Origin of the sequence: Nonomuraea sp. NPDC001831, from assembly GCF_042892035.1 — a bacterium.
Taxonomy (GTDB): domain Bacteria; phylum Actinomycetota; class Actinomycetes; order Streptosporangiales; family Streptosporangiaceae; genus Nonomuraea.
In genome coordinates this window covers 230,691-257,628 of sequence record NZ_JBIATU010000014.1, presented here as the reverse complement: position 1 = coordinate 257,628, position 26,938 = coordinate 230,691, and the positions used below count along the sequence as shown (strand labels likewise).

At 71.7% G+C, this 26,938-nt stretch carries 26 protein-coding genes, 1 tRNA gene and 1 pseudogene; 15 read left to right on the top strand and 13 right to left on the bottom strand.

What is annotated here, in order from left to right; translation table 11 throughout:
• Positions 1 to 2 precede the first annotated feature (2 nt).
• Positions 3 to 1,895, top strand: a complete 1,893-nt coding sequence (locus tag ACFYYW_RS36490; RefSeq protein WP_364391700.1) for a nitrate- and nitrite sensing domain-containing protein — start codon at positions 3 to 5, stop codon at positions 1,893 to 1,895.
• A complete protein-coding gene (locus ACFYYW_RS36485) occupies positions 1,888 to 2,244 on the top strand; it encodes a DUF742 domain-containing protein (protein WP_352328721.1) in 357 nt (118 codons plus the stop codon). Before ACFYYW_RS36490 ends, ACFYYW_RS36485 begins: the two co-directional genes overlap by 8 nt.
• Here ACFYYW_RS36485 and ACFYYW_RS36480 read toward each other — a convergent pair.
• Positions 2,222 to 3,628, bottom strand: coding sequence for an MFS transporter (locus tag ACFYYW_RS36480; RefSeq protein ID WP_364412358.1), 1,407 nt, complete (start codon positions 3,626 to 3,628; stop codon positions 2,222 to 2,224). The genes ACFYYW_RS36485 and ACFYYW_RS36480 overlap by 23 nt on opposite strands.
• A gap of 73 nt (positions 3,629 to 3,701) precedes the next feature.
• Between ACFYYW_RS36480 and ACFYYW_RS36475 the strand changes: the two genes are divergently transcribed.
• The 5 genes and pseudogenes from ACFYYW_RS36475 to ACFYYW_RS36455 all read left to right on the top strand — a co-directional run.
• A complete protein-coding gene (locus ACFYYW_RS36475) occupies positions 3,702 to 4,163 on the top strand; it encodes a MarR family winged helix-turn-helix transcriptional regulator (protein WP_387655830.1) in 462 nt (153 codons plus the stop codon).
• Between the two features lie 149 nt (positions 4,164 to 4,312).
• Positions 4,313 to 4,388: transfer RNA gene (locus ACFYYW_RS36470), tRNA-Met, on the top strand.
• Between the two features lie 22 nt (positions 4,389 to 4,410).
• Positions 4,411 to 4,845: an RpiB/LacA/LacB family sugar-phosphate isomerase gene (locus ACFYYW_RS36465; protein WP_364412361.1), complete on the top strand. Its 435-nt coding sequence runs from the start codon at positions 4,411 to 4,413 to the stop codon at positions 4,843 to 4,845.
• A gap of 10 nt (positions 4,846 to 4,855) precedes the next feature.
• Complete coding sequence (locus ACFYYW_RS36460; RefSeq protein ID WP_352328727.1) at positions 4,856 to 5,080, top strand: hypothetical protein; 225 nt, start codon at positions 4,856 to 4,858, stop codon at positions 5,078 to 5,080.
• Between the two features lie 175 nt (positions 5,081 to 5,255).
• Positions 5,256 to 5,399 (top strand): annotated as a pseudogene (locus ACFYYW_RS36455) (IS5/IS1182 family transposase); the annotation flags it as partial.
• A gap of 229 nt (positions 5,400 to 5,628) precedes the next feature.
• Here ACFYYW_RS36455 and ACFYYW_RS36450 read toward each other — a convergent pair.
• Complete coding sequence (locus ACFYYW_RS36450; protein WP_387655826.1) at positions 5,629 to 6,102, bottom strand: hypothetical protein; 474 nt, start codon at positions 6,100 to 6,102, stop codon at positions 5,629 to 5,631.
• 501 nt (positions 6,103 to 6,603) lie between these two features.
• Here ACFYYW_RS36450 and ACFYYW_RS36445 point away from each other — a divergent pair.
• The 3 genes from ACFYYW_RS36445 to ACFYYW_RS36435 all read left to right on the top strand — a co-directional run bounded on the left by ACFYYW_RS36445 (position 6,604) and on the right by ACFYYW_RS36435 (position 11,794).
• Positions 6,604 to 7,767 (top strand): amidohydrolase, encoded by a 1,164-nt coding sequence (locus ACFYYW_RS36445; protein ID WP_387655823.1) that lies wholly within the window; start codon positions 6,604 to 6,606, stop codon positions 7,765 to 7,767.
• 27 nt (positions 7,768 to 7,794) lie between these two features.
• Positions 7,795 to 10,305 (top strand): Tex family protein, encoded by a 2,511-nt coding sequence (locus ACFYYW_RS36440; protein WP_387655820.1) that lies wholly within the window; start codon positions 7,795 to 7,797, stop codon positions 10,303 to 10,305.
• Between the two features lie 442 nt (positions 10,306 to 10,747).
• On the top strand, positions 10,748 to 11,794 hold the full coding sequence (locus ACFYYW_RS36435; RefSeq protein WP_387655817.1) for a hypothetical protein: 1,047 nt from the start codon (positions 10,748 to 10,750) through the stop codon (positions 11,792 to 11,794).
• Positions 11,795 to 12,228: 434 nt separating this feature from the next.
• On the opposite strand, the gene ACFYYW_RS36430 is transcribed toward ACFYYW_RS36435, so the two are convergent.
• The 8 genes from ACFYYW_RS36430 to ACFYYW_RS36395 form a co-directional block, all read right to left on the bottom strand.
• Complete coding sequence (locus ACFYYW_RS36430; protein WP_387655814.1) at positions 12,229 to 13,122, bottom strand: RNA polymerase sigma factor RpoD/SigA; 894 nt, start codon at positions 13,120 to 13,122, stop codon at positions 12,229 to 12,231.
• A 10-nt stretch (positions 13,123 to 13,132) separates the two neighbouring features.
• Positions 13,133 to 13,519 (bottom strand): STAS domain-containing protein, encoded by a 387-nt coding sequence (locus ACFYYW_RS36425; protein ID WP_352327166.1) that lies wholly within the window; start codon positions 13,517 to 13,519, stop codon positions 13,133 to 13,135.
• Between the two features lie 50 nt (positions 13,520 to 13,569).
• Positions 13,570 to 14,547 (bottom strand): phosphotriesterase-related protein, encoded by a 978-nt coding sequence (locus ACFYYW_RS36420; RefSeq protein WP_352327167.1) that lies wholly within the window; start codon positions 14,545 to 14,547, stop codon positions 13,570 to 13,572.
• 109 nt (positions 14,548 to 14,656) lie between these two features.
• Positions 14,657 to 16,054 (bottom strand): methionine--tRNA ligase, encoded by a 1,398-nt coding sequence (locus ACFYYW_RS36415; protein WP_387655810.1) that lies wholly within the window; start codon positions 16,052 to 16,054, stop codon positions 14,657 to 14,659.
• A 136-nt stretch (positions 16,055 to 16,190) separates the two neighbouring features.
• The gene (locus tag ACFYYW_RS36410; protein WP_352327169.1) at positions 16,191 to 16,694 is read right to left on the bottom strand and encodes a TrmH family RNA methyltransferase; all 504 of its coding nucleotides are present in this window, start codon (positions 16,692 to 16,694) and stop codon (positions 16,191 to 16,193) included.
• Positions 16,695 to 16,786: 92 nt separating this feature from the next.
• Positions 16,787 to 18,034: an APC family permease gene (locus ACFYYW_RS36405; protein WP_387655807.1), complete on the bottom strand. Its 1,248-nt coding sequence runs from the start codon at positions 18,032 to 18,034 to the stop codon at positions 16,787 to 16,789.
• 104 nt (positions 18,035 to 18,138) lie between these two features.
• Complete coding sequence (locus ACFYYW_RS36400; RefSeq protein WP_352327171.1) at positions 18,139 to 18,597, bottom strand: universal stress protein; 459 nt, start codon at positions 18,595 to 18,597, stop codon at positions 18,139 to 18,141.
• 110 nt (positions 18,598 to 18,707) lie between these two features.
• Complete coding sequence (locus ACFYYW_RS36395; protein ID WP_352327172.1) at positions 18,708 to 19,325, bottom strand: DUF998 domain-containing protein; 618 nt, start codon at positions 19,323 to 19,325, stop codon at positions 18,708 to 18,710.
• Between the two features lie 216 nt (positions 19,326 to 19,541).
• Between ACFYYW_RS36395 and ACFYYW_RS36390 the strand changes: the two genes are divergently transcribed.
• Together ACFYYW_RS36390 and ACFYYW_RS36385 are read left to right on the top strand one after the other, a co-directional pair.
• Positions 19,542 to 19,892 (top strand): MerR family transcriptional regulator, encoded by a 351-nt coding sequence (locus ACFYYW_RS36390; protein WP_364412378.1) that lies wholly within the window; start codon positions 19,542 to 19,544, stop codon positions 19,890 to 19,892.
• Positions 19,889 to 20,863 (top strand): aldo/keto reductase, encoded by a 975-nt coding sequence (locus tag ACFYYW_RS36385; protein ID WP_387655803.1) that lies wholly within the window; start codon positions 19,889 to 19,891, stop codon positions 20,861 to 20,863. The genes ACFYYW_RS36390 and ACFYYW_RS36385 overlap by 4 nt, the downstream gene beginning before the upstream one ends.
• On the opposite strand, the gene ACFYYW_RS36380 is transcribed toward ACFYYW_RS36385, so the two are convergent.
• Positions 20,860 to 21,999 carry a low temperature requirement protein A gene (locus ACFYYW_RS36380; protein WP_387655800.1) on the bottom strand — a complete coding sequence of 380 codons (1,140 nt, stop codon included), beginning with the start codon at positions 21,997 to 21,999 and terminating at the stop codon, positions 20,860 to 20,862. The two genes, ACFYYW_RS36385 and ACFYYW_RS36380, sit on opposite strands and share 4 nt — an antisense overlap.
• A 10-nt stretch (positions 22,000 to 22,009) precedes the next feature.
• On the bottom strand, positions 22,010 to 22,942 hold the full coding sequence (locus ACFYYW_RS36375) for a sensor histidine kinase (protein ID WP_352327176.1): 933 nt from the start codon (positions 22,940 to 22,942) through the stop codon (positions 22,010 to 22,012).
• A 179-nt stretch (positions 22,943 to 23,121) separates the two neighbouring features.
• Here ACFYYW_RS36375 and ACFYYW_RS36370 point away from each other — a divergent pair, with 179 nt between their 5' ends.
• Positions 23,122 to 23,676 carry a DUF1707 domain-containing protein gene (locus ACFYYW_RS36370; RefSeq protein WP_364391683.1) on the top strand — a complete coding sequence of 185 codons (555 nt, stop codon included), beginning with the start codon at positions 23,122 to 23,124 and terminating at the stop codon, positions 23,674 to 23,676.
• Here ACFYYW_RS36370 and ACFYYW_RS36365 read toward each other — a convergent pair.
• Positions 23,646 to 24,758, bottom strand: coding sequence for an SRPBCC family protein (locus tag ACFYYW_RS36365; protein ID WP_387655797.1), 1,113 nt, complete (start codon positions 24,756 to 24,758; stop codon positions 23,646 to 23,648). The genes ACFYYW_RS36370 and ACFYYW_RS36365 overlap by 31 nt on opposite strands.
• 218 nt (positions 24,759 to 24,976) lie before the next feature.
• On the opposite strand from ACFYYW_RS36365, the gene ACFYYW_RS36360 reads away from it, so the two are divergent.
• A complete protein-coding gene (locus tag ACFYYW_RS36360; protein WP_387655794.1) occupies positions 24,977 to 25,345 on the top strand; it encodes a hypothetical protein in 369 nt (122 codons plus the stop codon).
• A gap of 115 nt (positions 25,346 to 25,460) precedes the next feature.
• Positions 25,461 to 26,924 (top strand): DUF2079 domain-containing protein, encoded by a 1,464-nt coding sequence (locus tag ACFYYW_RS36355; protein ID WP_387655791.1) that lies wholly within the window; start codon positions 25,461 to 25,463, stop codon positions 26,922 to 26,924.
• Positions 26,925 to 26,938 lie beyond the last annotated feature (14 nt).

Below are 26,938 nucleotides of genomic sequence, written 5' to 3'. Positions count from 1 at the left end.
CCATGGGTCGTAGCCGGACGATCCGCATGAAGATCATCGGACTACTACTCGTGCCTCTGACCTCCATGGTCGTGTTGTGGGGCGTGATCACCGCCGTCACCGCCGGCGAGAGCCTGGAGCTGCGTCAGTACAAGACACTCTGGACGAACCTCCGCCATCCGGCGTACAAGTTGATCAGCGAGCTCCAGCACGAGCGTCTCTCCTCGGCCAAGCTGCTGCGCCAGGCCGCCTCCCGGAAGGACGTGGCCGACCAGCGCACCCGCACCGACGCCGCCAGGGACGAGTTCAGAAAGCTCTCCAGCAACTCCAAGGACCGATCGGAAGAGATCCGTACGCAGGTGGACGCGGTGTACACGCAGCTCGGCAGGCTCGACGCGATCCGGGGTGAGATCGACGACGGCCTGTCCGACCGTCTGCTCGCCGGCGAGGCGTACAACTCCGTGATCGACTCCCTGTACGGCCTGCACCGGCGCGTCGCGCTCATCGACGACATCCCGATCTACGAGCAGTCCCGCGTGATCATCGAGCTGGGCTACGCCAAGGAGCTGCTGACCAGGGAGCAGGCCATCGCGCTCGGCCCGGTCACGCCGTCCGAACGCCGGCAGTTCACCCAGATCGTCGGCAACCGGCGCTTCCTCATCGACCAGGGGCTCGGCGAGCTGGACGCGAGCCTGCGCGACACCCAGGTCTCCCTCGTCACCTCCCCCGTCTACCAGCGCATGCGGCTGATGGAGGACCGGATCATCGCCGGCGCCACGCCGCCGCGCGGCTGGCTGAGCACCACCGAGTCGATCTCCAAGACGTACGGCGAGTCGCTCATGCGGGCCAGCACGCTGCTCAACGCGCGCGCCGACCCCGTGGCCGACCAGGTCCTGTCGCGGGCGTTCATCCTGGCCGGCACGTGTTTCCTGCTGGTCATCGTGTCGATCGTGTTCTCGATCCGGATGGGCAACCGGCTGTCGAAGGAGCTGGGCGCGCTCCGGCTCGCCGCGCTGGAGGTGGCCCAGGAGCGGCTGCCGCACGTGGTGGCCAAGCTGCGCAAGGGCGAGAGGGTGGAGATGCCGGAGTTGTCGGTGGCCACCAGCACGGTCGAGATCGGCGACGTCGGCCAGGCCTTCTCCACCGTCCAGCAGACCGCCGTCGAGGCCGCGATCGGCCAGGCGCAGCTCAGCGAGGGCGTCGGGCACGTCTTCCGGAACCTCGCCAGGCGTTCCCAGGCCCTGCTGCACCGCCAGCGCATCCAGCTGGAGGACATGCAGCACCGCGCCACCGACCCCGAGGCCCTGGACGACCTGTTCCGCCTCGACCACCTGACCACCCGCATGCGCCGCCACGCCGAGGGCCTGATCATCCTGTCGGGCGCCACCCCTGGCCGCGGCTGGAGCAAGCCGGTGCCGCTGCTCGACGTGGCCCGCGGCGCGACGGCCGAGGTGGAGGACTACCGCCGGGTCACCGTCGAGCCGATGTCCGGCCAGCGCCTGGCCGGGCCGGTGGTCGGCGACGTGATCCACCTGGTCGCCGAGCTCATCGAGAACGCGACCGTCTACTCGCCGCCGCACACGCAGGTCATCGTGCGCGGCGAGGAGACCGCCCGCGGCTTCGCCTTCGAAGTCGAGGACCGCGGGCTCGGGCTGAGCGCCCAGGAGCTGGCCGAACTCAACGAGCGGCTGGCCAGCCCACCCGAGTTCGACCTGGCCGACAGCGACAAGCTGGGGCTTTTCGTCGTCTCGCGCCTGGCCGCCAGGCACGACATCCGCGTGACGCTACGCGGTTCACCATATGGAGGGACCACCGCGATCGTGTTGATCCCGGCTGAGCACGTCGCCGATCCGGAACCGGAGGCCGACGTGAAGGAGCCCGCCCGTCCTGTGATGCGGGTGGTGCCAAGTGAGTGACGAGCGCTGGCTGGACGAGGACGCCGGTCCGATCGTCCCGGCCTACCTGCTGACCAGGGGCCGTACGGTGCCCGCGAGCGAGGCCATCGACCTCATCGCGGTCATCGTCACCGCCGGCGGGCTGACGCCCCCGGTGGGGCTCGGGCCCGAGCACCTGATCATCATGCAGAAGTGCACCAAGCCCACCCGGCTGGTGGACGTGGCCGCCGAGCTGAACCTGCCCATCGGCGTGGTGCGGGTGCTGGTCGGCGACCTGCACGCGCGGCAGCTCGTCCAGGTCGAGCTGCCGCCCCCCGCGCCGGATGCCAAGGTGCTGCTGGAAGTGATCAGTGGGCTGAAGGCGCTGTGACGGCCCGGCTGTTCAGCATCCCGTAGACGGTGGCGAACACCGCCGCGACCAGCCCGGCCGCCGCGGCGGTGCCGAACACCCACTGGAAGCCCAGGACGCCTGGGCGCGCGGCCAGGATCGCGGCGATGGCCGCGCCCGCCACGCTGCCGCCGACGATGCGTACCAGCGCGTTGACGCCCGCGGCCAGCGCGGTCCTGGACGGCTCGACGTGCTCGACGGCCATCGTGCCCAGCGCGGCGTAGCCGATGCCGAGGCCGACGCCCATGAGGGAGGAGGCCACGTACAGAGTGGCCGGGCTGCCGTGCTCGAACGCCAGCCACGCCCCCGCGAGCCCGGTCACGCCCGCGCCCGTCGCCACCATGAACGAGGCGGCGAACCGGCGCATGATCCGCCCCGCGAACAGCGAGATGACCAGCATGAACAGGGTGCTCGGCAGCAGGAAGAGCCCGACCTGGAGGGTGGAGGCGCCGAAGCCGAAGCCGGTCGCCTTCGGAACCTGGGCGAACTGCGACATGCCGGTCAGCATCGTGAAGAACGAGAACCCGAGCAGCATCGAGGAGACCGTCGCGCCGATCGTGCCCCTGTGCACCAGCATCGACATCTCGACCAGCGGCTCGGCCACCCTGCGCTCGACCAGCACCCACACCACGGCCAGCACGGCGGCCGCGGCGAACAGTCCGAGCACGCCGGGCGACGTCCAGCCCCACGAGCCGCCCTCGCTGATCGCCAGCAGCAGCGCGACCAGCCAGGCGGTCAGCAACGCGGCCCCGGCGAGGTCGGGACGGCCCTTGCCGGCCGGCGCCACGTCCCGCACGAGGAAGGCCAGGATCACGACGGCCACCGCCGAGATCCCGCCGGTGATCCAGAACACCAGGTGGTAGTCACCGGCGGCCAGCCCGGCCAGGATCATGCCGCCGCCGCTGCCGAACCCCATCGTGGCGCTCAGCACGCCGATGCCGGTCGCGAGCTGCTGCCTGGGCAGCAGGTCGCGGACCACGCCGATCGACAACGGGACCAGCGCGGACACCGCCCCTTGCAGGATCCGGGCGACGATCAACCAGGTCAGCGACGTGGCCATCGCCGCCATGACCGAGCCCACCACCAGCAGGCCCAGCGCGCCGAGGATCATCGGGCGCCGGCCGTACATGTCGCCGAAGCGCGACAGCAGCGGCGTGGAGACCGCGGCGACCAGCAGGCTGATGGTGAGCGTCCAGCTCACGGCCGAGAGCGAGGCGTGCAGCTCCCGCTGCAGCACGGGAAGCAACGGGACCACCGCGGTGTTCTGGAGGGCGGCGATGGAGGCCGCGAACGCCAGGGAGACCACCGTGGGCCAGGGATTGCGCATCGACGTCTCACGCGCCGCGGGTACGACGGCTGTCGCCATGTCGGCTCCTTTAGATAACTTAGGTAAGTAACCGAGAAACGATGATACATACGTAAGTTAGGTAAGCAAACAGATGGGCGAAGATCTCAACAGGACGGTGTCGGCCTTCCGGCGGCTGGTCGTCACGCTCAACCGCGCCAAGACCCATGAGTGGCTCACCGAGGCGGCCGGCATCCGGCTCGACCGGCCCGACGTGCAGATCATCGTCTACCTGCTCGACGCGGGCGAGCCCCGCAGGATCGGCATGATCGCCGAGGGGCTACAGGTCGAGAGCCCGCACGTGACCAGGCACGTCGCGGCCCTTGAGCAGCGCGGGCTGGTCGAGCGCGTACGCGACCCCGACGACCGGCGGGCCTGGCGCATCGCGCTCACCGAGGAGGGGGCCGAGGTGGCGAGCAGGTGCCGCCGGGTCACCACCGAGTGGTTCGAGGAGGTGCTGTCCGACTGGCCGGAGCAGGAGCGGGCCGAGCTGTCCAGGCTGATGACCAAGCTGTCGGACGACTTCTGCGAGCGCATGCGCGCCCGGTACACCTGAGAAAACGCGTTGCGGGGCCGGGGGCGCGGGCGGCATGCTCGTGCCCATGGTCATCCAGGTGGTCATCCAGCTGGTCATCCGGCGAATGCGCATGCCGCACCCGTCCGGGGGCTCCCGCCGTTGAGCTCGGCGGCCCCCGGCCCGTTCCAGGCGGGTGGGGGCGCTGGTGTGCCCGGCGGTTTCATAAGCCGCTCCAGGCGGGTTCGATCCCCGCACCCGTCACCACATTGCTGGTAGAGATGGGCCCATGCGGATTTCGGTGGCGGCGGACAGCAACGACGGGGTGGCCGGGCGCATCGTGGCCGAGCTGCGCGGGCGGGGTCACGAGGTGCTGACCCACGGCGCACTCCACGACGGCGAGCGCGACGACTGGGCGTGGGCCTGCGAACTGGCCGCCAGAGACGTCGCGGAGGGCCGGGCCGACCAGGCGGTGGTCTGCTGCTGGACGGGCACGGGCGCCTCCATCGCGGCCAACAAGGTGCCCGGCGTGCGGGCCGCGCTCTGCCCCGACGCCTACACCGCCGAGGGGGCGCGCAGATGGAACGACGCCAACGTGCTGGCCCTCAGCCTCCGCCTGACCTCCGACGTCGTGCTCGGCGAGATCCTCGACGCCTGGTTCGGCGGCCGGCCCAGCACCGATCCGGCCGACGTGGCCAACGTGGCGCACCTCGCGGAGATCTAGGCTCTGCGGCATGGACAACTTACGGTGCACGCATTGCGGCGCGGAGGGGCTCGAACCCGGGTTCGTCGCCGACCAGGGTGAGCACTCCCGGGGGTACGCCCGCTGGGTCGAGGGGGCGCTGTCGCGCGGGATCTTCGGCGGCGCCCGGCTGATGGGCCGTCCCAAGTGGGAGATCGACGCCTACCGCTGCCGCTCCTGCCACCACCTGGAACTGTTCGCCACCCGCCCCGACTAGGGCCTGTTCCGAAGTCCTGATCAACGGCGTGTCGAAGCCGGACATGCTAGAGAGGTCTCCGGTAAGGGTTCAACGACCAGGAAGAACCTGAACTCCGGAGCCCTCGTGGACACCTCAGCGGTGACGCGGCGGTTCGGCCTCACCGATGCGCAGTGGGCGCGGCTGGAACCACTGCTGGCAGCGTGATGGCACCTGGGCCAAGATCCTGGCCGCGTCGCAGAGACGGGCGGACGCCGCCGGGAAGCTCGGCTGGACGGTGAGCGTGCATTCCACGACCAGCCGTGCCCATCAGCACGCCGCGGGGGCGCGCCGGGACGGTCCCCTGCAGAAGGAACCGCCCGGCGGCACGGGGAACGAGCCGGACGACTCATCTGCGCCGGCGGGGATCAAGGAGTGCATCCCCAGCAAAGCCGATCAGGACGCCCACCGGTGCGCCACGGTTCCAAGGGCGGGCCGCCGCCGGCCTTCGAACAAACTCGCCGTCCGCTTCGAGGCCACACTCGCCATCGCCGCGATCGAACAATGGCTCAGGGCCTTTGAGACACCGTCTAGACGCCCGGAGCCGCGTTGGCGCAGATCGCGTAGACGGTGAAGTTGAACGAGAAGCCGTAGTTGCTGGGCGGAGCCACCTGCCAGCCGTTGGTTCCCGCCGGGCGCGACACGTTGGGCGCGATGGTGTCGGGAAAGGCGTAACCGCCGCTCACCACCTCCTTGCCCGGGCTGCACGTGACGGTCCGGGGAGTGGACGAGGACGGTGGATTCGTGAACTCCTCCTGCACGACCTCCAGGCCGGAGACACCGTCCTGACCGGGCGGACCCGTCGGACCGGGCGGACCCGTCGGGCCGGGTGGGCACTTCTTGCAGTGGTCGCAGCAGCTCGACGAGCCGGTGTCGCCGGGCACCGTCGAAGGCGTCCGGGCGGCGGCGGCGCTCTGGGCCGCGACGGCCGCGGCTCCGCCGAGCAGCAAGACGCCCGCCGCCAGCACGGAACAGGCGGGAACGGATCGAATGCGGAAGGTCATGGCACTCCTCGTGTGTTCGGAGCCCAGATACCGCGCCCCCTGGCACCGCAGACGCGCACCTGATCAAATTCACGCCAAGTGATCGGTAAAGCTGTTCGGGAGGCGGGCTTCCCGAACAGGCCCACGCGAAGGCCGTGAGCTGCTTGTTCCAGCTCAGGCTGAAACAGCGGGACAGGCGGCGGCCCCGCGTTGTGCACTGGATCACATGCCCGTCCCGGGGCACGGCCGGAGATCACGCGTCGAGAGGTGACGGCATGACCAAGACGACGCTCGAACTGCCCGCGATCGGGCTGCTGACCGCGTCCGGGGTCGCGCTGGCCGCCGGCCCGGATTCCCGGACCGGACCGTGAGCGAGGCCGGGCTCGCCCCTCGCCAAGAGGGAGCGGGCCCGGCGAGTGCAGGCGGAGACGGGCCCTGGCCCCTTCCGCCGTCGCGGGCGGCTCATGACCCTCACGTCCGGGGGGACGGAAATCGTCGGTGCCGCCCTCTAGGGTGCTGGGCATGACCGACGTGCTGATCCGCGGCGGCCGGCCCTGGGGGCTCGCGTCCCCCGCCGACCTGCTCGTCCGCGACGGCCGCATCCACCGGGTGGGGCCGTCCCTCGACGCGCCCGGCGCCCTCGTCCTCGACGTGTCCGGTCAGCTCGTCCTGCCCGGTCTCGTCGACGCCCACTGCCACCTCGACAAGACCCTCTACGGCGGCCCCTGGGTCCCCCACTCCGCCGACGACTCGCTGGCCGGCCGCATCGCCAACGACCTGGGCCGCCGCGCCGAATTAGGGGTGCCGAGCGCCGAGCGCGCCGCCGCGCTGCTGGCCCGGATGAGCGAGGCCGGCACCACCCACGTGCGCACCCACACCGACATCGACCCGTCCGTGGGCCTGCGGGGCGTGGAGGCCGTGCGCGAGGCCGCCGCCCGCTCCCCCGTCCACGTGCAGCAGGTCGCCTTCCCGCAACACGGCGTGCTCACCAACCCCGGCACCGCCGACCTGCTGGCCGAGGCGCTCCGCAGCGGCGTCGAGGCGATCGGCGGCCTCGACCCGGCCGGCGTCGACCGCGATCCCGTGCGCCACCTCGACCTGATCTTCGGCCTGGCCGACCGGTTCGGCGCGCGCATCGACATCCATCTCCACGACGGCGGCTCGCTCGGCGGCTGGGAGCTGGAGCTGATCACCGAGCGCACCAAGGCGCTGGGGCTCGGCGGCCGGGTCACGGTCAGCCACGCGTACGCGCTGGGCGAGCTCGGCGAGGCCGCCCAGGATCGCCTGATCCAGGGCTTCGTCGACGCGGGCGTGGCCATCGCCACCGCCGCCGTCTACAGCTACCCGGTGCCGCCGGTCAAGAAGCTGCGCGCCGCGGGCGTCACCGTCGCCTGCGGCCACGACGGCGTCCGCGACCTGTGGGGCCCCTACGGCTCGGGCGACATGCTGGAGCGCGCGATGCACCTCGCCTACCGCAGCACGTTCCGCCGCGACGAGGACATCGAGCTCGCCCTGGAGGCCGCGACCGTGGGCGGCGCGCGGGCCCTCGGGCTGCCCGGCTACGGCCTGGCCCCGGGCGACCGCGCCGACCTCGTCGTGGTGCCCGCGAGCGGCCCTGGAGAGGCCGTGGTCGTTCACCCTCGGCGCACTCTGGTCATGAAAGACGGCGTCGTCCTGCACAATTGACCGGCGGGACCATCGAAAGGCAGGCAAGTGCTCTCTATTCACCAGCGGATCGCGGCAGAGCTCGGCGTGCGCGACGGGCAGGTGCAGGCGGCGGTCGATCTGCTCGACGGCGGCGCCACCGTGCCGTTCATCGCGCGCTACCGCAAGGAGGTCACCGGCGCCCTCGACGACGCGCAGCTCCGCACGCTCGAGGAGCGGCTGCGCTACCTGCGCGAGCTCGACGAGCGCAGGGCGGCGATCCTGGAGTCGATCGAGTCTCAGGGCAAGCTCGACGACGAACTGCGCGCGCAGATCATGGCGGCCGAGACCAAGGCCAGGCTCGAAGACATCTACCTGCCCTACAAGCCCAAGCGGCGCACCAAGGCGCAGATCGCCCGCGAGCTCGGCCTGGAGCCGCTGGCCGACAAGCTGCTCGGCGACCCGATGCTCCACCCGGCCACGGTCGCCGCGGAGTTCGTCACCGAGGGCGTGGCCGACGCCGGCGCGGCCCTCGAAGGGGCCAGGGCGATCCTGATCGAGCGCTTCGCCGAAGACGCCGACCTCATCGGCGACCTGCGCGAGCGGCTGTGGAGCCGCGGCCGGCTCGTGTCGAAGGTGCGCGAGGGCAAGCAGGAGGCGGGGGCCAAGTTCTCCGACTACTTCGACTTCACCGAGCCGTTCACCAAGCTGCCCTCCCACCGCATCCTGGCGATGTTCAGGGGCGAGAAGGAGGAGGTGCTCAACGTCGCGCTGGAGCCCGACGAGACCGCCGACTACGAGCTGCGCATCGGCGCCCGGTTCGGCATCTCCGACAAGGGGCGTCCGGCCGACACGTGGCTGGCCGAGACCGTGCGCTGGGCCTGGCGCACCCGCATCCTCGTGCATCTCGGCATCGACCTGCGCATGCGCCTGTGGCAGGCCGCCGAGGACGAAGCGGTGCGCGTGTTCGCCGCCAACCTGCGCGACCTGCTGCTGGCCGCCCCGGCCGGCAGCCGCACGACCATGGGCCTCGACCCCGGCCTGCGCACCGGCGTGAAGGTGGCCGTGGTCGACGCCACGGGCAAGGTCGTCGAGACCGCCACCATCTACCCCCACGAGCCCAAGCGCCAGTGGGACCAGTCGCTGGCCGTGCTCGGCGCGCTGGCCCAGAAGCACGGCGTCGAGCTGATCGCCATCGGCAACGGCACCGCCTCGCGCGAGACCGACAAGCTGGCCGGCGACCTGGTCAAGCTCATGCCGTCGATCACCAAGATCGTGGTGTCGGAGGCGGGCGCCTCGGTCTACTCGGCCTCGGCCTACGCCTCCCAGGAGCTGCCCGACCTCGACGTGTCGCTGCGCGGCGCGGTCTCCATCGCGCGCCGGCTGCAGGACCCGCTGGCCGAGCTGGTCAAGATCGACCCCAAGTCGATCGGCGTCGGCCAGTACCAGCACGACCTGGCCGAGTCCAAGCTGTCCCGCTCGCTCGACGCCGTCGTCGAAGACTGCGTCAACGCGGTCGGGGTCGACGTCAACACGGCGTCCGCGCCGCTGCTCACGCGGGTGTCGGGCATCGGCGCGACGCTGGCCGAGGGCATCGTGCGCCACCGCGACGCCAACGGGCCGTTCCGCACCCGCACGGCGCTGAAGGATGTCTCGCGGCTCGGGCCCAAGGCGTTCGAGCAGTGCGCCGGCTTCCTGCGCATCCCGGGCGGCGACGACCCGCTCGACGCCTCCAGCGTGCACCCGGAGGCCTACCCGGTGGTCCGGCGCATCCTGAGCTCGGTCCAGACCGACCTCAAGTCGCTGATCGGCAACACCTCGGCCCTGCACACGATCCGGCCGCAGGACTTCACCGACGACACCTTCGGCCTGCCGACCGTCACCGACATCCTGCGCGAGCTGGAGAAGCCGGGGCGCGACCCGCGTCCGGCGTTCAAGACGGCGGCCTTCAAGGAGGGCGTGGAGAAGATCTCCGACCTGGTGGCCGGGATGATCCTGGAGGGCGTGGTCACCAACGTGGCCGCCTTCGGCGCGTTCGTCGACGTCGGCGTCCACCAGGACGGTCTGGTCCACGTGTCGGCCATGTCCCACACCTTCGTCAAGGACCCGCGCGACGTGGTCAAGCCGGGCGACATCGTGCGCGTCAAGGTCCTTGAGGTGGACATCCCGCGCAAGCGCATCTCCCTGACCCTCCGTCTGGAGGACGACGTCACCCAGCCGTCCTCGGAGGGCCGCCCGCCCCGCAAGTCGGGCGCCCGTTCGGACGGCTCCCGCAACGAGCCCCGCCGCGACGGCTCCGCTCGCGACGGCAGCGCCACCCGTGGCGAGGGCGGCCGCGACGGCGGCTCACGCGGCGACGGCCGCGACGGCGGCCGGGGCGACGGCGCCCGCGGCGGTGGCGGTCGTGACGGCGGGCGTGACGGCGGTCGCGGCCAGGGTGGCCGTGGCGACGGCGGGGGTCGTGGTCAGGGCCGCGGCGACGGTCAGCGCGGCGGGCAGCGCCGCCAGGACCGTCCGGCCCCCATGGGCGCGATGGCCGAAGCCCTCCGCAAGGCGGGCCTCGGCGGCGACAACCGCTGACCTCACCCCTGACGGGGTCCGGCCCCAACCGGCCCCCGTCAGGGCTGCCCCTCCCAACACCCCCCCCATCAGGGCTGCCACCCTGCCACCAGCCCACCGTTCAGGCCGGCTCAGCCACCGCCCCACCCATCAGGCCTTCTCAGACACCAGTCCACCGCTGAGACTGCCCCGAGTGGCCAGCCCACTGATGAGGGTGCCACCACCAGCCGACCGTTCAGGCCTGCCCAGCCGTCAGCCCACGGTTCAAGCTGGCCCGGTCACTGGCCCTACGATCAGGCCAGCTCAGCCACCGCCCCACCCATCAGGCCGCCTCAGGCACCAGCCCACCGTTCAGGCCGGCCCAGCCGCCGATGCGCCGTTCAAGCCGGCTCAGTCACCGACTGGGCGGGGGGTTCCCTGGTGGGGGCGATACGGTCGGAGGGTGAGGACGACTGTGTTTTCCATGGCTGTCGGCCAAGCCCGCGACCTGCTTCGCTGGCGTTCGCCGCTGCGAACCGAGCTCTGGGCGGCCCGGCTCACCGCCGCTCTCGAGCCCGATGAGGTGGGGCCGTTCCTGCGGGAGCTGGCCGAGGACGGCAGCGCCGAGTCGCGGCTCACCCTCGCCGCCCTGGCCGCGGTCGACAGGACCGGATGGGCCGGGCCGGAGTCCTCTCCGGAATCCGAGGCGGGAGCGGGGGCGGAATCCTCTCCGGAGTCCGAATCGGCAGCGGGGGCACGGCCGGGGGCGCTGCGGGTGCTGGGGGCGGAGGTTCCCGGGACGACGGAGGCCGATCTCCAGCTGCCCGGCTGGGTGCGCCGCATGGGTCAGGTGACCTGCGAAGGAGCCTGGTACGGCAAGGCCGACCCGTACGGCGAGCAGACCCTGGCCGTCCTGTCCTTCAGGTACGCGAACGGCAAGGAGCCGCACATCCTCGTCGTCGGCATCGACCAGCCCAACGGCGGCCTCGCGGTGGACGCCGTCGTCGAGGAGGTCAAGTTCCTCGACGACCTGGGCCTGAGCCCGGCCGAGCCGGGGGTGGTGGCCGGACGGGTGCTGGACGCCTTCGAGCTGGGCGACCGGATCATGGGGGCCCAGGTGGCCGACACGCTGCCCGCCGTCCGTCCGCTGGCCATCGCGCGGGCCCTCGCCGTGCCCGGGCTCGTACGGCAGGCGCCCGACGGCACGATGGCCGGCTTCCACGATCTGCCCGATGTGCCCGGGGCGCGGGAGGCGTTCGAGAAGTTGGCGGAGTTCGTGGGTGAGCGTCCGCTTTGGTGGAGTCCGGCGCGGGTGAGCCAGTTCCTGACGTCGTGGCTGCCGAGGGAGGCCATTCTGTCGGACACGGCGGTGGCGGCGATGCCGGAGGTGGTCCGGGCGTGGAGCCGGTTCAACGGCGCCCATCCCGCCGTACTGCACCAGATCGACGTGGACGCCCCGCGCCTGCCCGCCCTGATGGCCGACGAGTCCCTGGCGGGACTCGGCAAACGCATCGCCCGCCGGCAGCTGTGAGCTCCGCCTGAGGGCGTGGGGGGCATCGGCCGGGATGTGGGTGGACCGAGGCGGGGGGAGCGCGTCGGCCTGAAGGTGGGTGGATCGAGCTGAGGGGGCGTCGGCCGGGATGTGAGTGGATCGAGGCGGGGGGAGCGCGTCCGCCGGGATGTGGGTGGATCGAGGCGGGGGTGGGGGCGGCTATGCTGCGCAGTGACGTTAGCAGTGCCCCACTTGGGCGTTTCGAGGGAGACTTGCGCGATGTACAAGGAGTTCGCTGTCGAGGCCGTCATGTGGCTCGTCCCGGTTGCGGTGCTGATCGGGGTCGCGCTCCTCGTCACCGCCTGACCCAAGACCCGAGGAGAACGGGGGCCGAGCACTCGCTCGGCCCCCGTCCGCTGTCCGGGGGCGGCGCGTGAAAAGGCGAGGTGGGAGTGCGGCGGGTGGCCGGGCGGTCAGGAGGCCCAGGCCAGCAGGGGGCGGTACTGGCGGAGGCGTTTCAGTGCCTGCTTCTCCAACTGCCTGATGCGTTCCCTGGTGAGCCCGAGGCGGTCGGCGATCTCGCTGTAGCTCTCCGCCTTCTGCCCGCTGAGGCCGTACCGGAGCCTGATGACGAACGCCTCGCGCGGCGGCAGCGACGTGACCACCTCCCGGACGTCGGCGCTCATGGCGCGGCGTTCGGCGACTTCCTGCACCCCCGCCCCGTCCTCGTCGGCGATCATGTCGGCGATGCGGCTCTCGCCGGACTCGCCGACCGGCAGGTCCAGGCTGACCACCTCCTGGCCGAGCCTGCGTAACGCGGCGACCTGCCCGGCGGTGAGCGACGCCGACGCGGCGAGCTCGTCGTCCGTCGGATCGCGGCCGAGGTCGGCGGCGAGTCGCCGCTCGGTCCTGACCAGCCGCGACAGGTCCTCGGCCACGTGGATGGGCAGCCGTACGGTGCGGCTCTTGTCGTGGATGCCGCGTTCGATGGCCTGGCGGATCCACCACATCCCGTACGTCGAGAACTTGTACCCGCGGGTGTAGTCGAACTTCTCCACGGCCCTGATCAGCCCGAGGTTGCCCTCCTGGATGACGTCGAGCAGCGGCAGCCCGCGGAAGGCGTACCGCCGGGCGGCGGCGACGACCAGACGGAGGTTGGACCTGATCAGCTGGTCCTTGGCCCGCCGCCCGTCGCGCACGACGGCTTCGAGCTCCGGTGTCGCGGCGCCGCGCTCGATCAGGTGACCTGCGTACAGTCCTGCCTCGATCCGCCGGGCGAGGTCGACTTCGTCCGCGGCGGAGAGCAGGGGGTTCTTTCCGATCTGCTCCAGGTACATGCCGAGCAGGTCGGGCTCTGCGGCCGACATGCACCGGCAACTACCCGGTGAACGGCGGTGAATTCCCGGCTTCGTTGAGTTCGGCGATGGCCAGCTCGGCCGTGCTGCGGATGTCGAAGAACTTGTCCAGCGCGGTGATCGCGAACAGGTGCTTGCACCGGCCGTTCAGGCCGGACAGCAGCAGCTTGCCGCCGGAGGCGGTGACGGCCTTGTGCAGGTAGACCAGCACGGACAGGCCGGAGGAGTCGCAGACGCTGACGGCCTGCATGTCGATGACGAGGAGCGGCGGCTGGGTGAGGTCGAGCGCCTTGGTGACCCGGTCGCGCACCTCGGCCGCGGACCCGAAGTCGAAATCCCCGGTCAGCCGTGCGATGACGCAGGGGCCCTGGAGTCCGAGGCTGATCGACAAAGCCTGCTCCGAAGTCACCCAGCTCCACCTACCCGCGTTGTTTCCCACTTGTCTACTTCTCGACCACTTTACGAGAAGTAGCGCCTCGGGTTGAACACCAGCATCTGTTCGATCTGGTCATCGGTGACACCAGAGCCGAGCAGTGCGGCCAGAACGTCATCGTGAATGTGATCGTAGCGCCAGTTCGGCGCGAGCGTGTTCCTGGCCTCGTCCCATGCGCCGCCGAAGTAGTCCATGAAGCAGGCGGTGTCGTGGCTGAGGACCATGCGGTCGGCGTATCCGCGCCGGCACAGGGCCGCGACCGTGGCCACGCGCTGCTCGGTCGGGTTGTAGACGTCGAGGCCGAACCGGTCCATGCCCAGCGTCGCGCCGGTGTCGGCCAGGCGCATCAGGTAGTCGAGGTCGTTGCTGTCGCCCGCGTGCCCGACGACCACTTTCTCCAGGTTCACCCCTTCCTTGGCGAACAGGTCCAGCGCGAGCAGCCCGCTCTGGGTGAAGGCGTTCGTGTGGACGGTGATCGGCGCCCCGGTCAGCACGTGGGCCCGCGCGACGGCCCGGCAGATGCGCTCGACGCCGGGCGTCAGCCCCTTGTGCTCCACCACGCATTTCAGCAGCGCGGCCTTCACCCCGGTGTCGGCGATGCCCTCGGTGAGGTCGCGGACGAAGTCGTCGATCATCGGGTCGGGCATGTCGAGGAACAGGCCGGGGCCGCGGTGCTCGTACTGGTGGGGCAGTTCCTCGAAGGCGTACAGACCGGTGGCGACGACGATGTTCAGGCCGGGCACCTCGGCGGCCACCCGCTGGATGCGCGGGATGTGGCGGCCGAGGCCCCACACCGTCGGGTCGACGATCGTCCGCACGCCCTTGGCCGCCACCGCGCCGAGCTTGGCGATGGCGTCGGCGACCCGGAACTCCTCGTCCCACCAGGCGCCCTTGCCGTAGTTGTCCACGTGCTCGGCGGCCACGACGAACACGTGCTCGTGCATGAGCGTCTGGCCGAGCCGTTCGACGTCGATCGGGCCCCGGACGGTCTCGACGGTGGGCATGGGACCTCCATACCAACTGGTCAGTAAGTGCGCCCAAAGTAGGCCGCCCCTGCCGCACCGTCAACCGTCCGGGGCGAGTCACGATCGGCGCGTCGGCACATGTCGTGATTCACCGGGTCAGGCGCGGGAACAGGGGTTCCGGCCGCGGCAGCCGTTCCCCCGCCACCGCCGCCGCCACCCGGGCCGCCGCCGTCGGCAGGAACGGCTCCAGCTGGACGGCCAGCGTCCGGCACGCCCCCACCAGCACGCCCAGCGACGCCTCCCGCTCCCCGGCCGCCTGCTGCCACGGGCGGACGCGTTCGACGTACCGGTTCGCCTCCTCCACCAGCCGCCACACCGCTCCGGCGGCCCGGCGGAAGTCGAAGTCCCGCAGCGCGCCGTGCACGTCGCCCGGCTCGAACTCCTCGCGCACCTCCGGCACCTCGCCGTCCAGGAACCGGTGGACCATGGTGGCCACCCGGTTGACCAGGTTGCCCACGCCGTTGGCCAGGTCCTCGTCGGCCCTGGCGATCAGGCGGTCCGCGGTGAAGTCGGCGTCGCCCACGCGCGGCACCTCGCGCAGCAGCCACCACCGCACCGCGTCCACGCCGTACGCGTCCACCAGGGCCACCGGGTCGACGGCGGTCCCGGACGACTTGCTGATCTTGCGGCCGTTCACGGTGAGGTAGTCGTGCACGAAGATCTGCGAGGGCAGCGGCTCGCCGGCGGCCAGCAGCATCGCCGGCCAGTAGACGGCGTGGAAGCGGATCACCCCCTTCCCGACCAGGTGCACCTTGTCCGGCTCGGACACCCACCAGCGCTCGTGGTCCTCCCCCTCCAGGGCGGTGACGTAGTTGGCGAGGGCGTCCCACCACACGTACACGACCTGGCTGGGATCCCCCGGCACAGGGATGCCCCAGCCGCGGGCGCGCGCCGCCGACCGCGAGACGCTGATGTCGGCCAGGCCCGCCTCGACGAACGCCAGCACCTCGTTGCGCCGGGCGGCCGGCTCGATGCGCAGGCCGCCGCCGCGGATGAGGTCGAGCAGGGCGTCCTGGTAGCGGGAGAGCCGGAAGAACCAGTTCCGCTCCGAGACCACCTGCAAGGGCGCCTCGTGCCCTTCCGTGCAGGGCCCCTCGGGGTAGAACTGCTCGCAGCCGACGCAGTAGAGCCCTTCGTAGTGCCGCTGGTAGAGGTCGCGTTCGACGGCCTTCCAGATGCGTTCGACCCCGGCGCGATGCGCGGGGTGGCTGCTCGTCCTGACGAACGCGTCGAAGGACAGGTCGAGCGGTTCGCGCAGCCCTTCGAACGCGGCCGCGTTGCGGTCCACGAACTCCCGTACCGGCAGTCCTTCGGCCTCGGCGGCCAGCACGTTCTTCAGCGAGTTGTCGTCGGTACCGGTCTGGAACCGCACGGGTTCGCCGCGCCGCCGGTGGTGCCTGGCCAGCACGTCCGCCTGGACGAGCTCCAGCGCGTGCCCGAGGTGCGGGCGGGCGTTGACGTAGGGGATGGTCGTCGTGATGTACATCGGCAGCCTCCAGGAAAGGGGCCCCGACACGACGAGAGGCCCCGGGTCACAGGGCCTCAACAGGACGTCGTCGGTGAAACCCCCTACGGGGCCATCATCACCGTGCTGATCGTCATGTCCGCCATCGTACCCGGCCTCAGGCCAGCCCGGCCAGCTTGTAGAGCACGAGCGACCCGGCCACCGCCACGTTGAGGCTGGCCCCGGTGCCGATCATCGGGATCTCGACCACGGCGTCGAGCAGGTCGAGCGCCTCGCCGGGGATGCCGGTGGCCTCGTGGCCGAGCACGACAACGGTCGGCTCGCGGGCCATGGTCAGGTCGGCCAGCCTGATGGCGTTCTCGGCCAGCTCGACGCCCAGCACACGCTCGCGCCGGGAGGCCAGCCACGGCAGCGGATCGACCCAGTGGACGCAGGCTCCGGACCGGAGGGTGTTCCCCCTGGCCAGCGCCTCGGGCACCCAGGGCAGGCGGGGCACGGCCATGCACGCGCCGGCCGCGTCGCAGGTGCGCAGCAGGGTGCCGAGGTTGACGCCGTGCATGGGCCACAAAGGGGCGACGGTGAGATGGCCGAGGCATCGGGGCCGCCTGCGCCGCCGCTGGGCCTGGAGCTCTCTGGGGGTGCGCACCCGGATGCCGCTCATGCGGCCGGGTGGAGGTTCCTTACGCGGACGTTCACGAGAAGGGCGCTTTCGTCGGCACGCCCGGGCCATCGTCGGGAGGAATCACGCCCAGTCTACGCCCGTGAGCCGCGCGCGCGACGGCGTACGGCCCAGACGGCCAGCCCCACGGCGAAGACGGCCACCCCCGCGAGCACGGAGGCGAGCGGCAGCGTGAACGCCAGCACCAGGCACAACACCAGCCCGAGCACCGGCACGGCCTTGACCGGCGCGCCCTCGGCCCGGGAGAGGGTCAGCGCGCAGGCGTTGGCGATCGCGTAGTAGACCAGCACCCCGAACGAGGAGAACCCGATCGCGCCGCGCAGGTCGGCCACCAGCAGCAGCACGACCACGGCGGCCCCGACCGCCGCCTCGGCCCGGCGCGGGACCCGGCGCTCCGGGTCGACCGCGGCCAGCACGCCCGGCAGGTCACGCTCCCTGGCCATCGCGAGCACGGTGCGGGAGACGCCGAGCAGCAGCGCGAGCAGCGCCCCGAGCGAGGCCACCGCCGCCCCCGCCCCCACGACGGGGACCAGCCACGGCGCCCCCGCCCGGCGCACGACGTCGGCCAGCGGCGCCGCGGACCCGGCCAGCCCGGACGCCCCGAGCGTGCGCAGGGCGGCCACCGCCACCAGCGTGTAGACGACGAGCGTGACGCCGAGGGCGATGCCGATCGCCCGCGGGATGGCACGGGCCGGATCGCGCACCTCCTCCCCCAGCGTGGCGATCCTGGCGTATCCGGCGAACGCGAAGAACAGCAGCCCGGCGCCCTGGAGCAGGCCCCACGGGCCCGAGCCGGGCAGCCCCGCGCCCGGCGTTCCGGGCGGCCGCTCCCCCGCCAGCCCGGCGACGATCACCGCGGCCAGCACGGCGAGCACGAGCACGACGATCACCCGGGCGACCGCGGCCGAACGCTGGACGCCGAACAGGTTGAGCAGGGTGAGCGCGACGACCGCCGCGACGGCCAGCGGCCGGGCCGCGCCCGGGGCGACGTACGAGCCGAAGGTGAGGGCCATCGCGGCGCACGAGGCCGTCTTGCCGACGGTGAAGCCCCAGCCCGCCAGGTAGCCCCACAGCGGGCCGAGCCGCCGCCGGCCGTAGACGTAGGTGCCGCCGGACTCGGGATGGAGGGCGGCCAGCCGGGCCGAGGAGGTGGCGTTGCAGTAGGCCACGACGGCGGCGAGCGCGAGGGCGGCGAGCAGCGAGCCGCCCGCCGCGGCGGCGGCCGGGGCGAAGGCGGCGAACACGCCCGCGCCGATCATCGCGCTCAGCCCGACGACGACCGCGTCGCCGGTGCCCAGCCGCCGCGCCAGGCCCTCGGCCATGCCGCCCCCTCCCACCGGCCCGCACCCTCGATCGGGTCACCGGTCAGGAGATCCCGAGGCCCCCACTCTGCCGCACGCCACCGACATCCTCGCCGCCGGGGCCGTCAGGAGGTCGCCTCGGGGCCCGGGACCACCAGCACGGGACGCCGGGCGTGGTGCAGGACGCGGTCCGAGGTGCTGCCGAGCAGCAACGATCGCACGCCGCCCAGTCCCCGCGTGCCGGTGACGATGAGGGTGGCGTCGATCTCGTCGGCGACGTCCACGATGGTCGACCACACCGCCACCGAGTCCAGGTCGCACCGCGGCGTCGCGTCGAGGCCGGCCTCGCGGGCCAGTTCGGCGCCGTGCCCGGCCAGTTCGGTCATCGCCTGGCCGATCGCCTCGTCCTCGGCCGCGGTGTTGTCGAGGGTCATCATGAGCCCGGCCGAGGCGCGGGCGGAGGTCATCGCCAGCCGCTCCCACACGGTCAGCACGACGGCGGATCTGTCCTGCACGGCCCGTCCGGCGAACTCGATGGCGGCCTTGGAGTCGTCCGAACCGTCGTAGGCGATCAAAATGGTCATCTTCACAGCTCCTTGGGCGAGGTCAGAGCCCTCCCTCTTTCCAGGAGCGGGCCGTTCTCACGCGAAAAGGGGCGGGAAGATCATCCCGCCCCTCGCGAACCGGCCAGGCGTCAGGCCAGCACGGCCGACACCCGCCGCGCCGCCGGCCTGAGCATCGACAGGCCCGCCAGCGCCAGCACCCCGATCTCGGTCACGACCACCACGCGCTGGGTCAGGCCCGCCGGGATGTCGTCGTTGCTCAACGGGATGCCGAACATGCGCACCACGTACGGGACCACGACCAGCAACAGCGCCCCGAGGGCCACGCCGCTCAGCACGCGCATCGCCCTGGCGTACCGGATCCTGGCCTTGGCCAGCAGGAACCCCGCGGCGGGCATGACCAGGAAGGCGGCGAAGGCGGCGTAGCGGTGGATGCCGCCGGACAACGAGAGCGGCACCCCGGGGCGGTCGGTCGGGAAGGCCCCGATCAGGAACATGCTCGCTCCCCACGCCACCAGCAGCGCGACGACCCAGCGGTTGGCGCCGGAGCGGCGCAGCGCCTCGGCGATCAGCCCGGACCCCACGGCGAACAGCGTCAGCGAGGCCGGCAGCAGCCAGCCGGACGCCTGGAAGGCGTACTCGCTGATCACGCTGTGCAGCGGGTCGAGACCCGCCTCGGCGTGCAAGGTGAGCATCGCGCCGGCTCCGGTGCCGATGGCCGTGAATCCGCTGACAAGCAATCCCCTCATGCCTTAAAGCTCGCGTAAGGCGGCCTTTACCGGCATCGGAGATGAGCCCCCAGCGGGCCCTGATCCGTCCCCTAATACCTTGGTCGAAAGGCTCCGGGGACAGGCCCGTGACCTGCGGAAAGACGACCCTGGGTAGGGCCTGCCTCCTCAGGGTGGGTGCAGTCGGCGGCACCCCCGATTTGACGTGGAGTGCACTCGAAGGGTGACTCTGGATGCATGACGATCCAAGAGGCCGCCCAGCGTACGGGTCTCAGCGCCCACACCTTGCGCTACTACGAGCGCATCGGGCTCATCCACTCGGTCGGCCGCAACGTCAGCGGGCATCGGGACTACGCGGAGGCGGACCTGCGGTGGCTGGACTTCCTCACCAAGCTGCGGACCACCGGCATGCCCATCGCCGACATGTGCCGCTACGCGGAGCTGCGCCGCATGGGCGAGCACACCTCCGCCGAGCGGCTGGCGATGCTGGAGCTGCACCGCGAGCGCGTCCGGGTCAGGATCGCCGAGCTGAGCGCGGACATGGACGTCCTCGACCACAAGATCGACAACTATCGGGAGCGGATGTGAAGACGCGCGTCCTGGGGACCGGCGGCCCGCGGGTGTCGGCCCTCGGCCTGGGTTGCATGGGCATGTCGGAGTTCTATGGCAAAGGCGACGAGAAGGAGTCGATAGCGGTCATCCACCGCGCCCTCGACCTTGGCATGAATTTTCTGGACACAGCCGATATGTACGGACGCGGCCACAACGAGGAGCTGGTCGGCCGGGCCGTCAAGGACCGCCGCGACGAGGTCGTCCTGGCGACCAAGTTCGGCATCAACCGCCACGACGGCACGCGCACGGTCGAGAACAGCCCCGAGTACATCAGGGCGGCCTGCGACGCCTCGCTCCGGCGGCTCGGCGTCGACCACATCGACGTCTACTACATGCACCGCCGCAACCCCGACGTGCCGATCGAGGAGTCGGTCGGCGCCATGGCCGAGCTGGTCCAGCAGGGCAAGGTGGGCCATCTCGGGCTGTCGGAGGTGAGCGCGGACACGCTGCGCAGGGCCGCCGCCGTGCACCCGATCGCCGCGCTGCAGAGCGAGTACTCACTGTTCACGCGGGGTCTGGAGGCCGAGATCCGGCCTGCGGCCAGGGAGCTGGGCACCGCGCTGGTGGCGTACTCGCCGATCAGCCGCGGCCTGCTCGGCGGCGCGCTGCCGAGCGCCGACCAGCTCCCCGACGACGACTTCCGCAAGCACCTGCCCCGCATGTCCGGCGAGCACGCCGAGCACAACGCCCGCCTGGTCGAGCGGGTGCGCGAGATCGCCGCGGCGGCCGGGATCACCCCGGCCCAGCTCGCGCTGGCCTGGCTGCTGGCCCAGGGCGACGACGTGGTGCCGATTCCCGGCACGAAACGCCTGACGTACCTGGAGGAGAACGCCGCCGCGGCCGACGTCACGCTGACCGCCGACCAGCTCGACGCCCTGGCCAGGGCCGTGCCCGCGGACGCCGTCCGGGGCGCCCGCTACCCGAACATGTCGGAGGTCGAGCGCTAGGCCGCGCGCCTGGTCGCGCCGGTCACGACCACCAGCGCGACCAGGACGAGCGCCGTCAGCGGGATCGGCGCCGGCGTGAGGGCCGACAGCAGCACGAGCACGGCCGCGCCCAGGAAGGCGACGCCGTCGGCCGGGCCGTAGCGGTGGGGCCGCACGTGCAGCAGCCAGAGCATCGACAGGAACACCGCGACGGGCATCGACACGGCCAGCGCCGCGCCCGTGGCGGACAGGTGTGACGTGCCCGCCGCGTGGTCGATGCTCACCTCCACCCCGGCGCTGAACGCCCCGACCGCCGCGAAGATCGCGTAGTGGCCGTACCCCCAGAGCAGGGCGCGCCTGGTGGAGTCGAGGATCTCGGCGGTCGGCGGGTCGAAGTAGAGCCACCACATGGCGAAGGCGATCACCAGCGCGCCCAGGGCCAGGACGATCAGCTCGGGCCGCAGGCCGGCGGCGCTCGCCTCGGCCTGGAAGGCGACCGTGGCGGCCAGCACGTTCTCGCCCATCATGATGATCGTGAACAGGCCGTACCGCTCGGCGATGTGGTGCGGGTGCCAGGGGGTCGGGCTGCCCCGCTCGGCCCACACGGGCACCGCGAGCTCCAGCACCACGCCGAGCGCGAACGCCGCCAGGTACCACTCCCCCGGCACGACCAGCAGCGGGATCCAGCCGACCTGCGCGACGCAGATGCCGGCGGCGTACCGCACGGCCGTCCGCCGGCCCGGACGGTCGCCGCAGGCCGCCCGCAGCCAGTGGGCGGCCATGGCCAGGCGCATGATGACGTACCCGGCGTAGACCACGCGGAAGTCGTGCTCCTGGAACGCCCTGGGCACCCCGGCGGCCAGCACCAGCACGCCCGCCATCTGGACCAGCGTGGTCACCCGGAACAGCCAGTCGTCGTTGTCGTAGGCGGAGGCGAACCAGGTGTAGTTCATCCACGCCCACCAGATGGCGAAGAACGTCGTCAGGTAGCCGAGGACGCCCTCGGCCAGGTGCCCTTCGCTGAGCGCGTGGTGGAGCTGGGAGCCGGCGAACGAGACAGCGACGACGAAGCACAGGTCGAAGAAGAGTTCCAGGTTGGTGGCGACGCGGTGGGACTCGCCCGCGTCGCGCGCCCGCATGGGCCGCAGCCGGATCATTTTCCGATGTCTACACCAGGGAGGCCGGCAGGTCGAAGTAGGCGCGGACCGCGGTCGCGCCGGGGCGGCTGTGGACGCGTACGAGGTCGGCGAGCAGGTTGACGATGAGCAGGCCGCGCGAGCCGGAGCGGCGTGCCTCGACGGGCAGGCGCCCGGCCAGCGGATCGGTGATGTGACCGCCGTCGGCGACCTCGCAGACCAGCCGCGCGTCCTCGATCCAGACCCTGATCAGGCCGGCGCCGCCGCCGTAGTCGAGGCTGTTGGCGCCGAGTTCGGCCACCACGAGCCGGATGTCGTCGAGCCGGTCGTCACTGAAGCCCGCCGCCTCGGCCTGGCCGGCCGCCAGGGTGCGGGCGGCGGCCAGGTTGGTGTGGTCGAAGCGCAGCGAGACGCACGTGGCCGGCTCGGCGAGCGGCTGGTTGTGCCGCGCGACGACCTCGTCGGGCGCGTAGCTGGAACTGGCCCACTCGCCGGAGGCGTCGCGCAGCACCGGGTGGGTGCGCTCGGCCTCGCGCAGCACCTCGGGCGTCAGCCCCGCCAGGTCGTACGGGCACAGGATCGTGACGCGCCGCCCCGTGAAGGACAGGTTGATCAGCGCCTCGTGCTGGGCGCAGGCCGGGTATTCGGTCGCCGATCGGCCGGGCCAGATCGGCTCGCCGATGATCCGCACGTGCTCGCCGGGATGCCGGTCGGCGACGGCCCGCAGCACGGCCGGGATGATCCGCCCCGGGTTGCGGCCCGCCACGCCCATGTCGAGCAGGGTCACCCGGGCCGCGTCGGCGCCCAGCCCCGCCTCGATCTTGGCGAGGTTCGCGGCGGGCACGGCCACCGCCACGGGCTCCCCGGCCGCCAGCCCCTCGCGGACGAAAGCCGTGGTGGCAGCCACATATTCCGGGTCACCTCGGTAGAAGAGGGCCGGATGCACGAAAGGGTCCGCCGACATCAGGCACACGGTACCTCCGCATGAGGACTCTTAGACAATCAAATGGGTATTTACGGGGCGTGAAGCGACTTCAGCTCGTGCGCAGGCCCCTGCGGGGGCGCCGGTACTCCCACCTCGATCTGCGAACCCCTTCGGGGCGACGCCTCCCGTTCTGACCGCCGCGAACCTATGCTCGGGACATGTCGGAAATGCACATGCGGGTCTCCGACGAGGACCGGGAGCGCACGGCGGAGCAGCTCCGGCACGCCTTCGTCGAGGGCCGCCTGACGCGTCCCGAGCTGGAGGACCGGCTCGGGCTGGCGCTCGCCGCCAGGACCTACGGCGACCTGCTCGGCCTGATCACCGATCTGCCCGCCCCGGCGCCCCCGGCCGACGACGTGGTCGAGCTGGAGTCCAAGAGCGGGCACGTGCGCCGGTCGGGTGACTGGGCCGTCCCGCGGCGGCTGCGGATCTCCTCCCAGTACGGCGGCGTCGACCTCGACCTGTCCCAGGCCGTCATCCCGCACCCCGTCGTCGACCTCGAACTCGACCTCACGTACGGCTCCGCCAGGATCACCGTGCCCGAGGGCGCCGTGGTGAACGTGGACGCCTTCCGGACCGACTGGGGTCAGATCGCCGTCGGCGACGTGCCGGGCAGGCAGCGGCCCGGCGCCCTCTACCTGGTGGTCGGCGGGCGGGCCAACTACGGCGGCCTGCGGGTGCGCTATCCGCGCAAACGCTGGTTCACCCACTGATGGAAGGCCGAGATGTGGTGCTCGCTCGGCACCAGCACGCCGCCCGCCCGGTAGGCGCGTGACCCCATGCCGAGCTGGGTCCGCTCGCAGGCGTCGAAGTCCTGCTCGTTGACCCGGTGGAACAGCTCGACCGACGGCGTCAGGTCGGCCCCCGAGGCCACCACGTCGGGGTGGTAGAGCCAGTCGCACTCGACGACCGTGCGGTCGGCGGCCATGGGGAACATCCGGTGCAGGATCACGTGGTCGGGCACCAGGTTGACGAACACCTGCGGCTTGACGGTGATCGCGTAGTAGCGGCGGTCCTGCTCCGGGGCCACGTCGGGGAGCCGGCCGAAGCCCGCGCCGCCGTCCACGGTGAAGCCCTGGACGCGCTCGGCGAACTCGGCGCCGTGGCCCACGTAGTACTGGGCGGCGTACCCGCCGGCGAACTCGGGCAGCACGGCCACCAGCTCGGGGTGGATCGTGGCGCAGTGGTAGCACTCCATGAAGTTCTCGACGACCAGCTTCCAGTTGGCCTTGACGTCGTAGACCACCCGGCGGCCCAGGGCCAGCCGGTCGACGTGGTAGTTCTCGATGGCGGCCGGGTCGCCCAGGCGTTCGGTGGCCGCGTAGGTCACGGTGTCCTCGAAGGACGGCGGCTCGTCGGCCAGGCAGACCCAGGCGTACCCGAGCCATTCGCGCAGGCTCACCGGGACCAGGCCGTACTCGACGCGGTCGATGTCGGGCATCTTCGCCAGGTTGGGGGCGGCGGCCAGCCTGCCGTCCAGGTCGTAGGACCAGGCGTGGTAGGCGCACCTGATCGTCCGTCTGACCTCGCCCCGCTCCTCCACGCACAGCCGCGCGCCGCGGTGGCGGCAGACGTTGAGGAAGGCGCGCAGCAGCCCGTCGCGCCCGCGGACCACGAGCACGCTCTCCGTGCCCACCTGGACGGTCCGGAACGCCCCCGGTTTCGGCAGGTCGCCGGCGCGCACGGCGCAGAACCACATGGCCTCGAAGATCTTGGCCTGTTCCGCGGCGAACAGGTCGGGGTCGGTGTACGAGCGGCCGGGAAGCGTGGAGATCAAGCTCGACGTGGTGGTCAACCGACACCCCTTGTTGCGTATTACGCACCGAGTTGCTCTATATGCGACATCGTCCGGCGGCCCTCACAGGCTGTCAAGAGGCAGGCGCCGAACCTTCACGTGCTGTCGCACGGCTTTACGCCCACCTGACGGCCGGAATGTTAGCGGCGTGCAAGCGGAGATCAACCAGAGATCGCTAATGTCCTCCTCGTACGGAAAACCAACGAAGGGCACCAAAAATGACTCCCCCTCGCCGACTCGCCCTCGCAGTCGCGACGATCTCCCTTGCCGCTCTGTCCACCGCGTGCGGTGTCGGCCAGGCCGTTGACTGCAACACCGCCGTCAACGAGCTCTCGAAGATCACCACCGAGTGGAGCGGCGCCATCACGAAGAACGCCACGGACGCCTCGGCCATCGGCGACGCCTCCAAGGCCGCCGCCGCCAAGACCAAGGAGCTCGCCGGCAAGTACGACGGCGACGTCGCGGCCGCCCTGAACGACTTCGCCGCCGGCTTCGAGAGCCTGCAGAGCGGTGACATCAGCAAGACGACCGAGTTCAGCGGCAAGATGAGCGGCTTCACCTCGAAGATCACCGCCGCCTGCTCCTGACCGGTCCGCGGTCGCCGCACCGCCTGCGGGGGGCAGGCCGGCGCGGTGACCGCCTCGTCCGGTCCGTCGGAACGGGGTACGGACAGGACCGGATGATCCCCTTACGCTTGCTGCCGTGACCGACGAAACGGTGATCGCACGGACTCCGGCAGGCACCGCACTCCCCGCCAGAGTGCTCTTCCGCCACCGCGTGCGGGTCGGCGCCGTCGCGCTGCTCGCCGCGGTGGCGTACGCCGTTCTCGGGCTGGTCAAGCTGGCCACCTTCCGGGCGACCACGTTCGACCTGGTGATCGTGGACCAGGCGGTGCGCAACTACGCCCGCCTCCGGCCGCCGTACGTGCCGGTGCTCGGCGTCTTCCACGAGCGCGGCACGGACTACCTCCAGCTCGCCGACCACTTCTCCCCGATCTACGCGCTGCTCGCGCCCTTCTACTGGCTGCACGACGGGCCCGAGACGCTCATCGTGGCCCAGGCGCTGCTGTTCGCGGGGGCGATCCCGTTCCTGTGGCTGTTCACCCGCCGGGTGCTGGGCGTCGGGCCGGCCTATCTGGTCGCCGTGGCGTACGCGCTGTCGTGGCCGATCGCCCAGGCCGTCGCCTTCGACGCGCACGAGGTGATGTTCGTCCCGCTGCTCACCGCGATCATGATCGAGCGCTACCACGCCGGACGCGTGCTGCCGGCGTTCCTGGCGATGCTCGGGCTCCTGCTCGTCAAGGAGGACATGGGGCTGCTGGTGATCGGGGCGGGGCTGTACCTGTTCGTCGTCGGCGACCGCCTGCGCGGCGTCGTGTGCGCGCTGGTCGGCGCGGGGGCCGTCGTGCTCGTCCGGGGCCTGCTGATCACCTCCTTCGGCGGCGACAGCAAAGACTTCTGGGCCTACGGCCACCTCGGCCCCGACGCGCCCGCCGCGCTGCTGGCGATGCTGCGCGACCCGCTCGCCGCCCTGCTGCTGCCCTTCAGCGACGAGGCCAAGGTCGACACCCTGTTCCTGCTGGCCTGGCCGACGTTGCTGCTGTGCCTGCTGTCGCCGCTGTCGCTGGCGGCGCTGCCGCACGTGCTCGAACGCCTGCTGTCCGACCGTCCCCAGTGGTGGCAGGCCGACTTCCAGTACAGCGCGTTCACCGTGATGATCCTGTTCTGCGCCGGCGTGGACGGCCTGGCGAGGCTGCTGCGCTGGACGGGCCGCGCCGACCGGCAGGGGCTCAAGCTGGCCTGGGCGGCCGCGGCCTGCGCCGTCGCCGTCACCCTGGTGCCCAGGTTCGCGCTCGACCAGCTCTACCATCCCGCCTTCTACAAGGAGGACAAGGCCGCCGCCGCGGCCGAGGCGGTGAGCAGGGTGCCGTCGGGGGTGACGGTCGAGGCGGTCAACTCCGTGGGCCCGGCGCTGTCCTCGCGCACCACCGTCCTGCTGTGGAGCGCGGCCCCGCGCGGCGCGCCGTGGATCGTGGCCGACACCGCCCGCTGGGAGTTCCCCTTCGGCTCCGCCGACGACCAGCGCAACCGGGTCGAGCAGCTCCAGACCGAGGGCTACACGAAGGTGTTCGAACGCGACGGGTACGTCGTGCTCCGGCGGAACTGACCGCATCGGCCCGA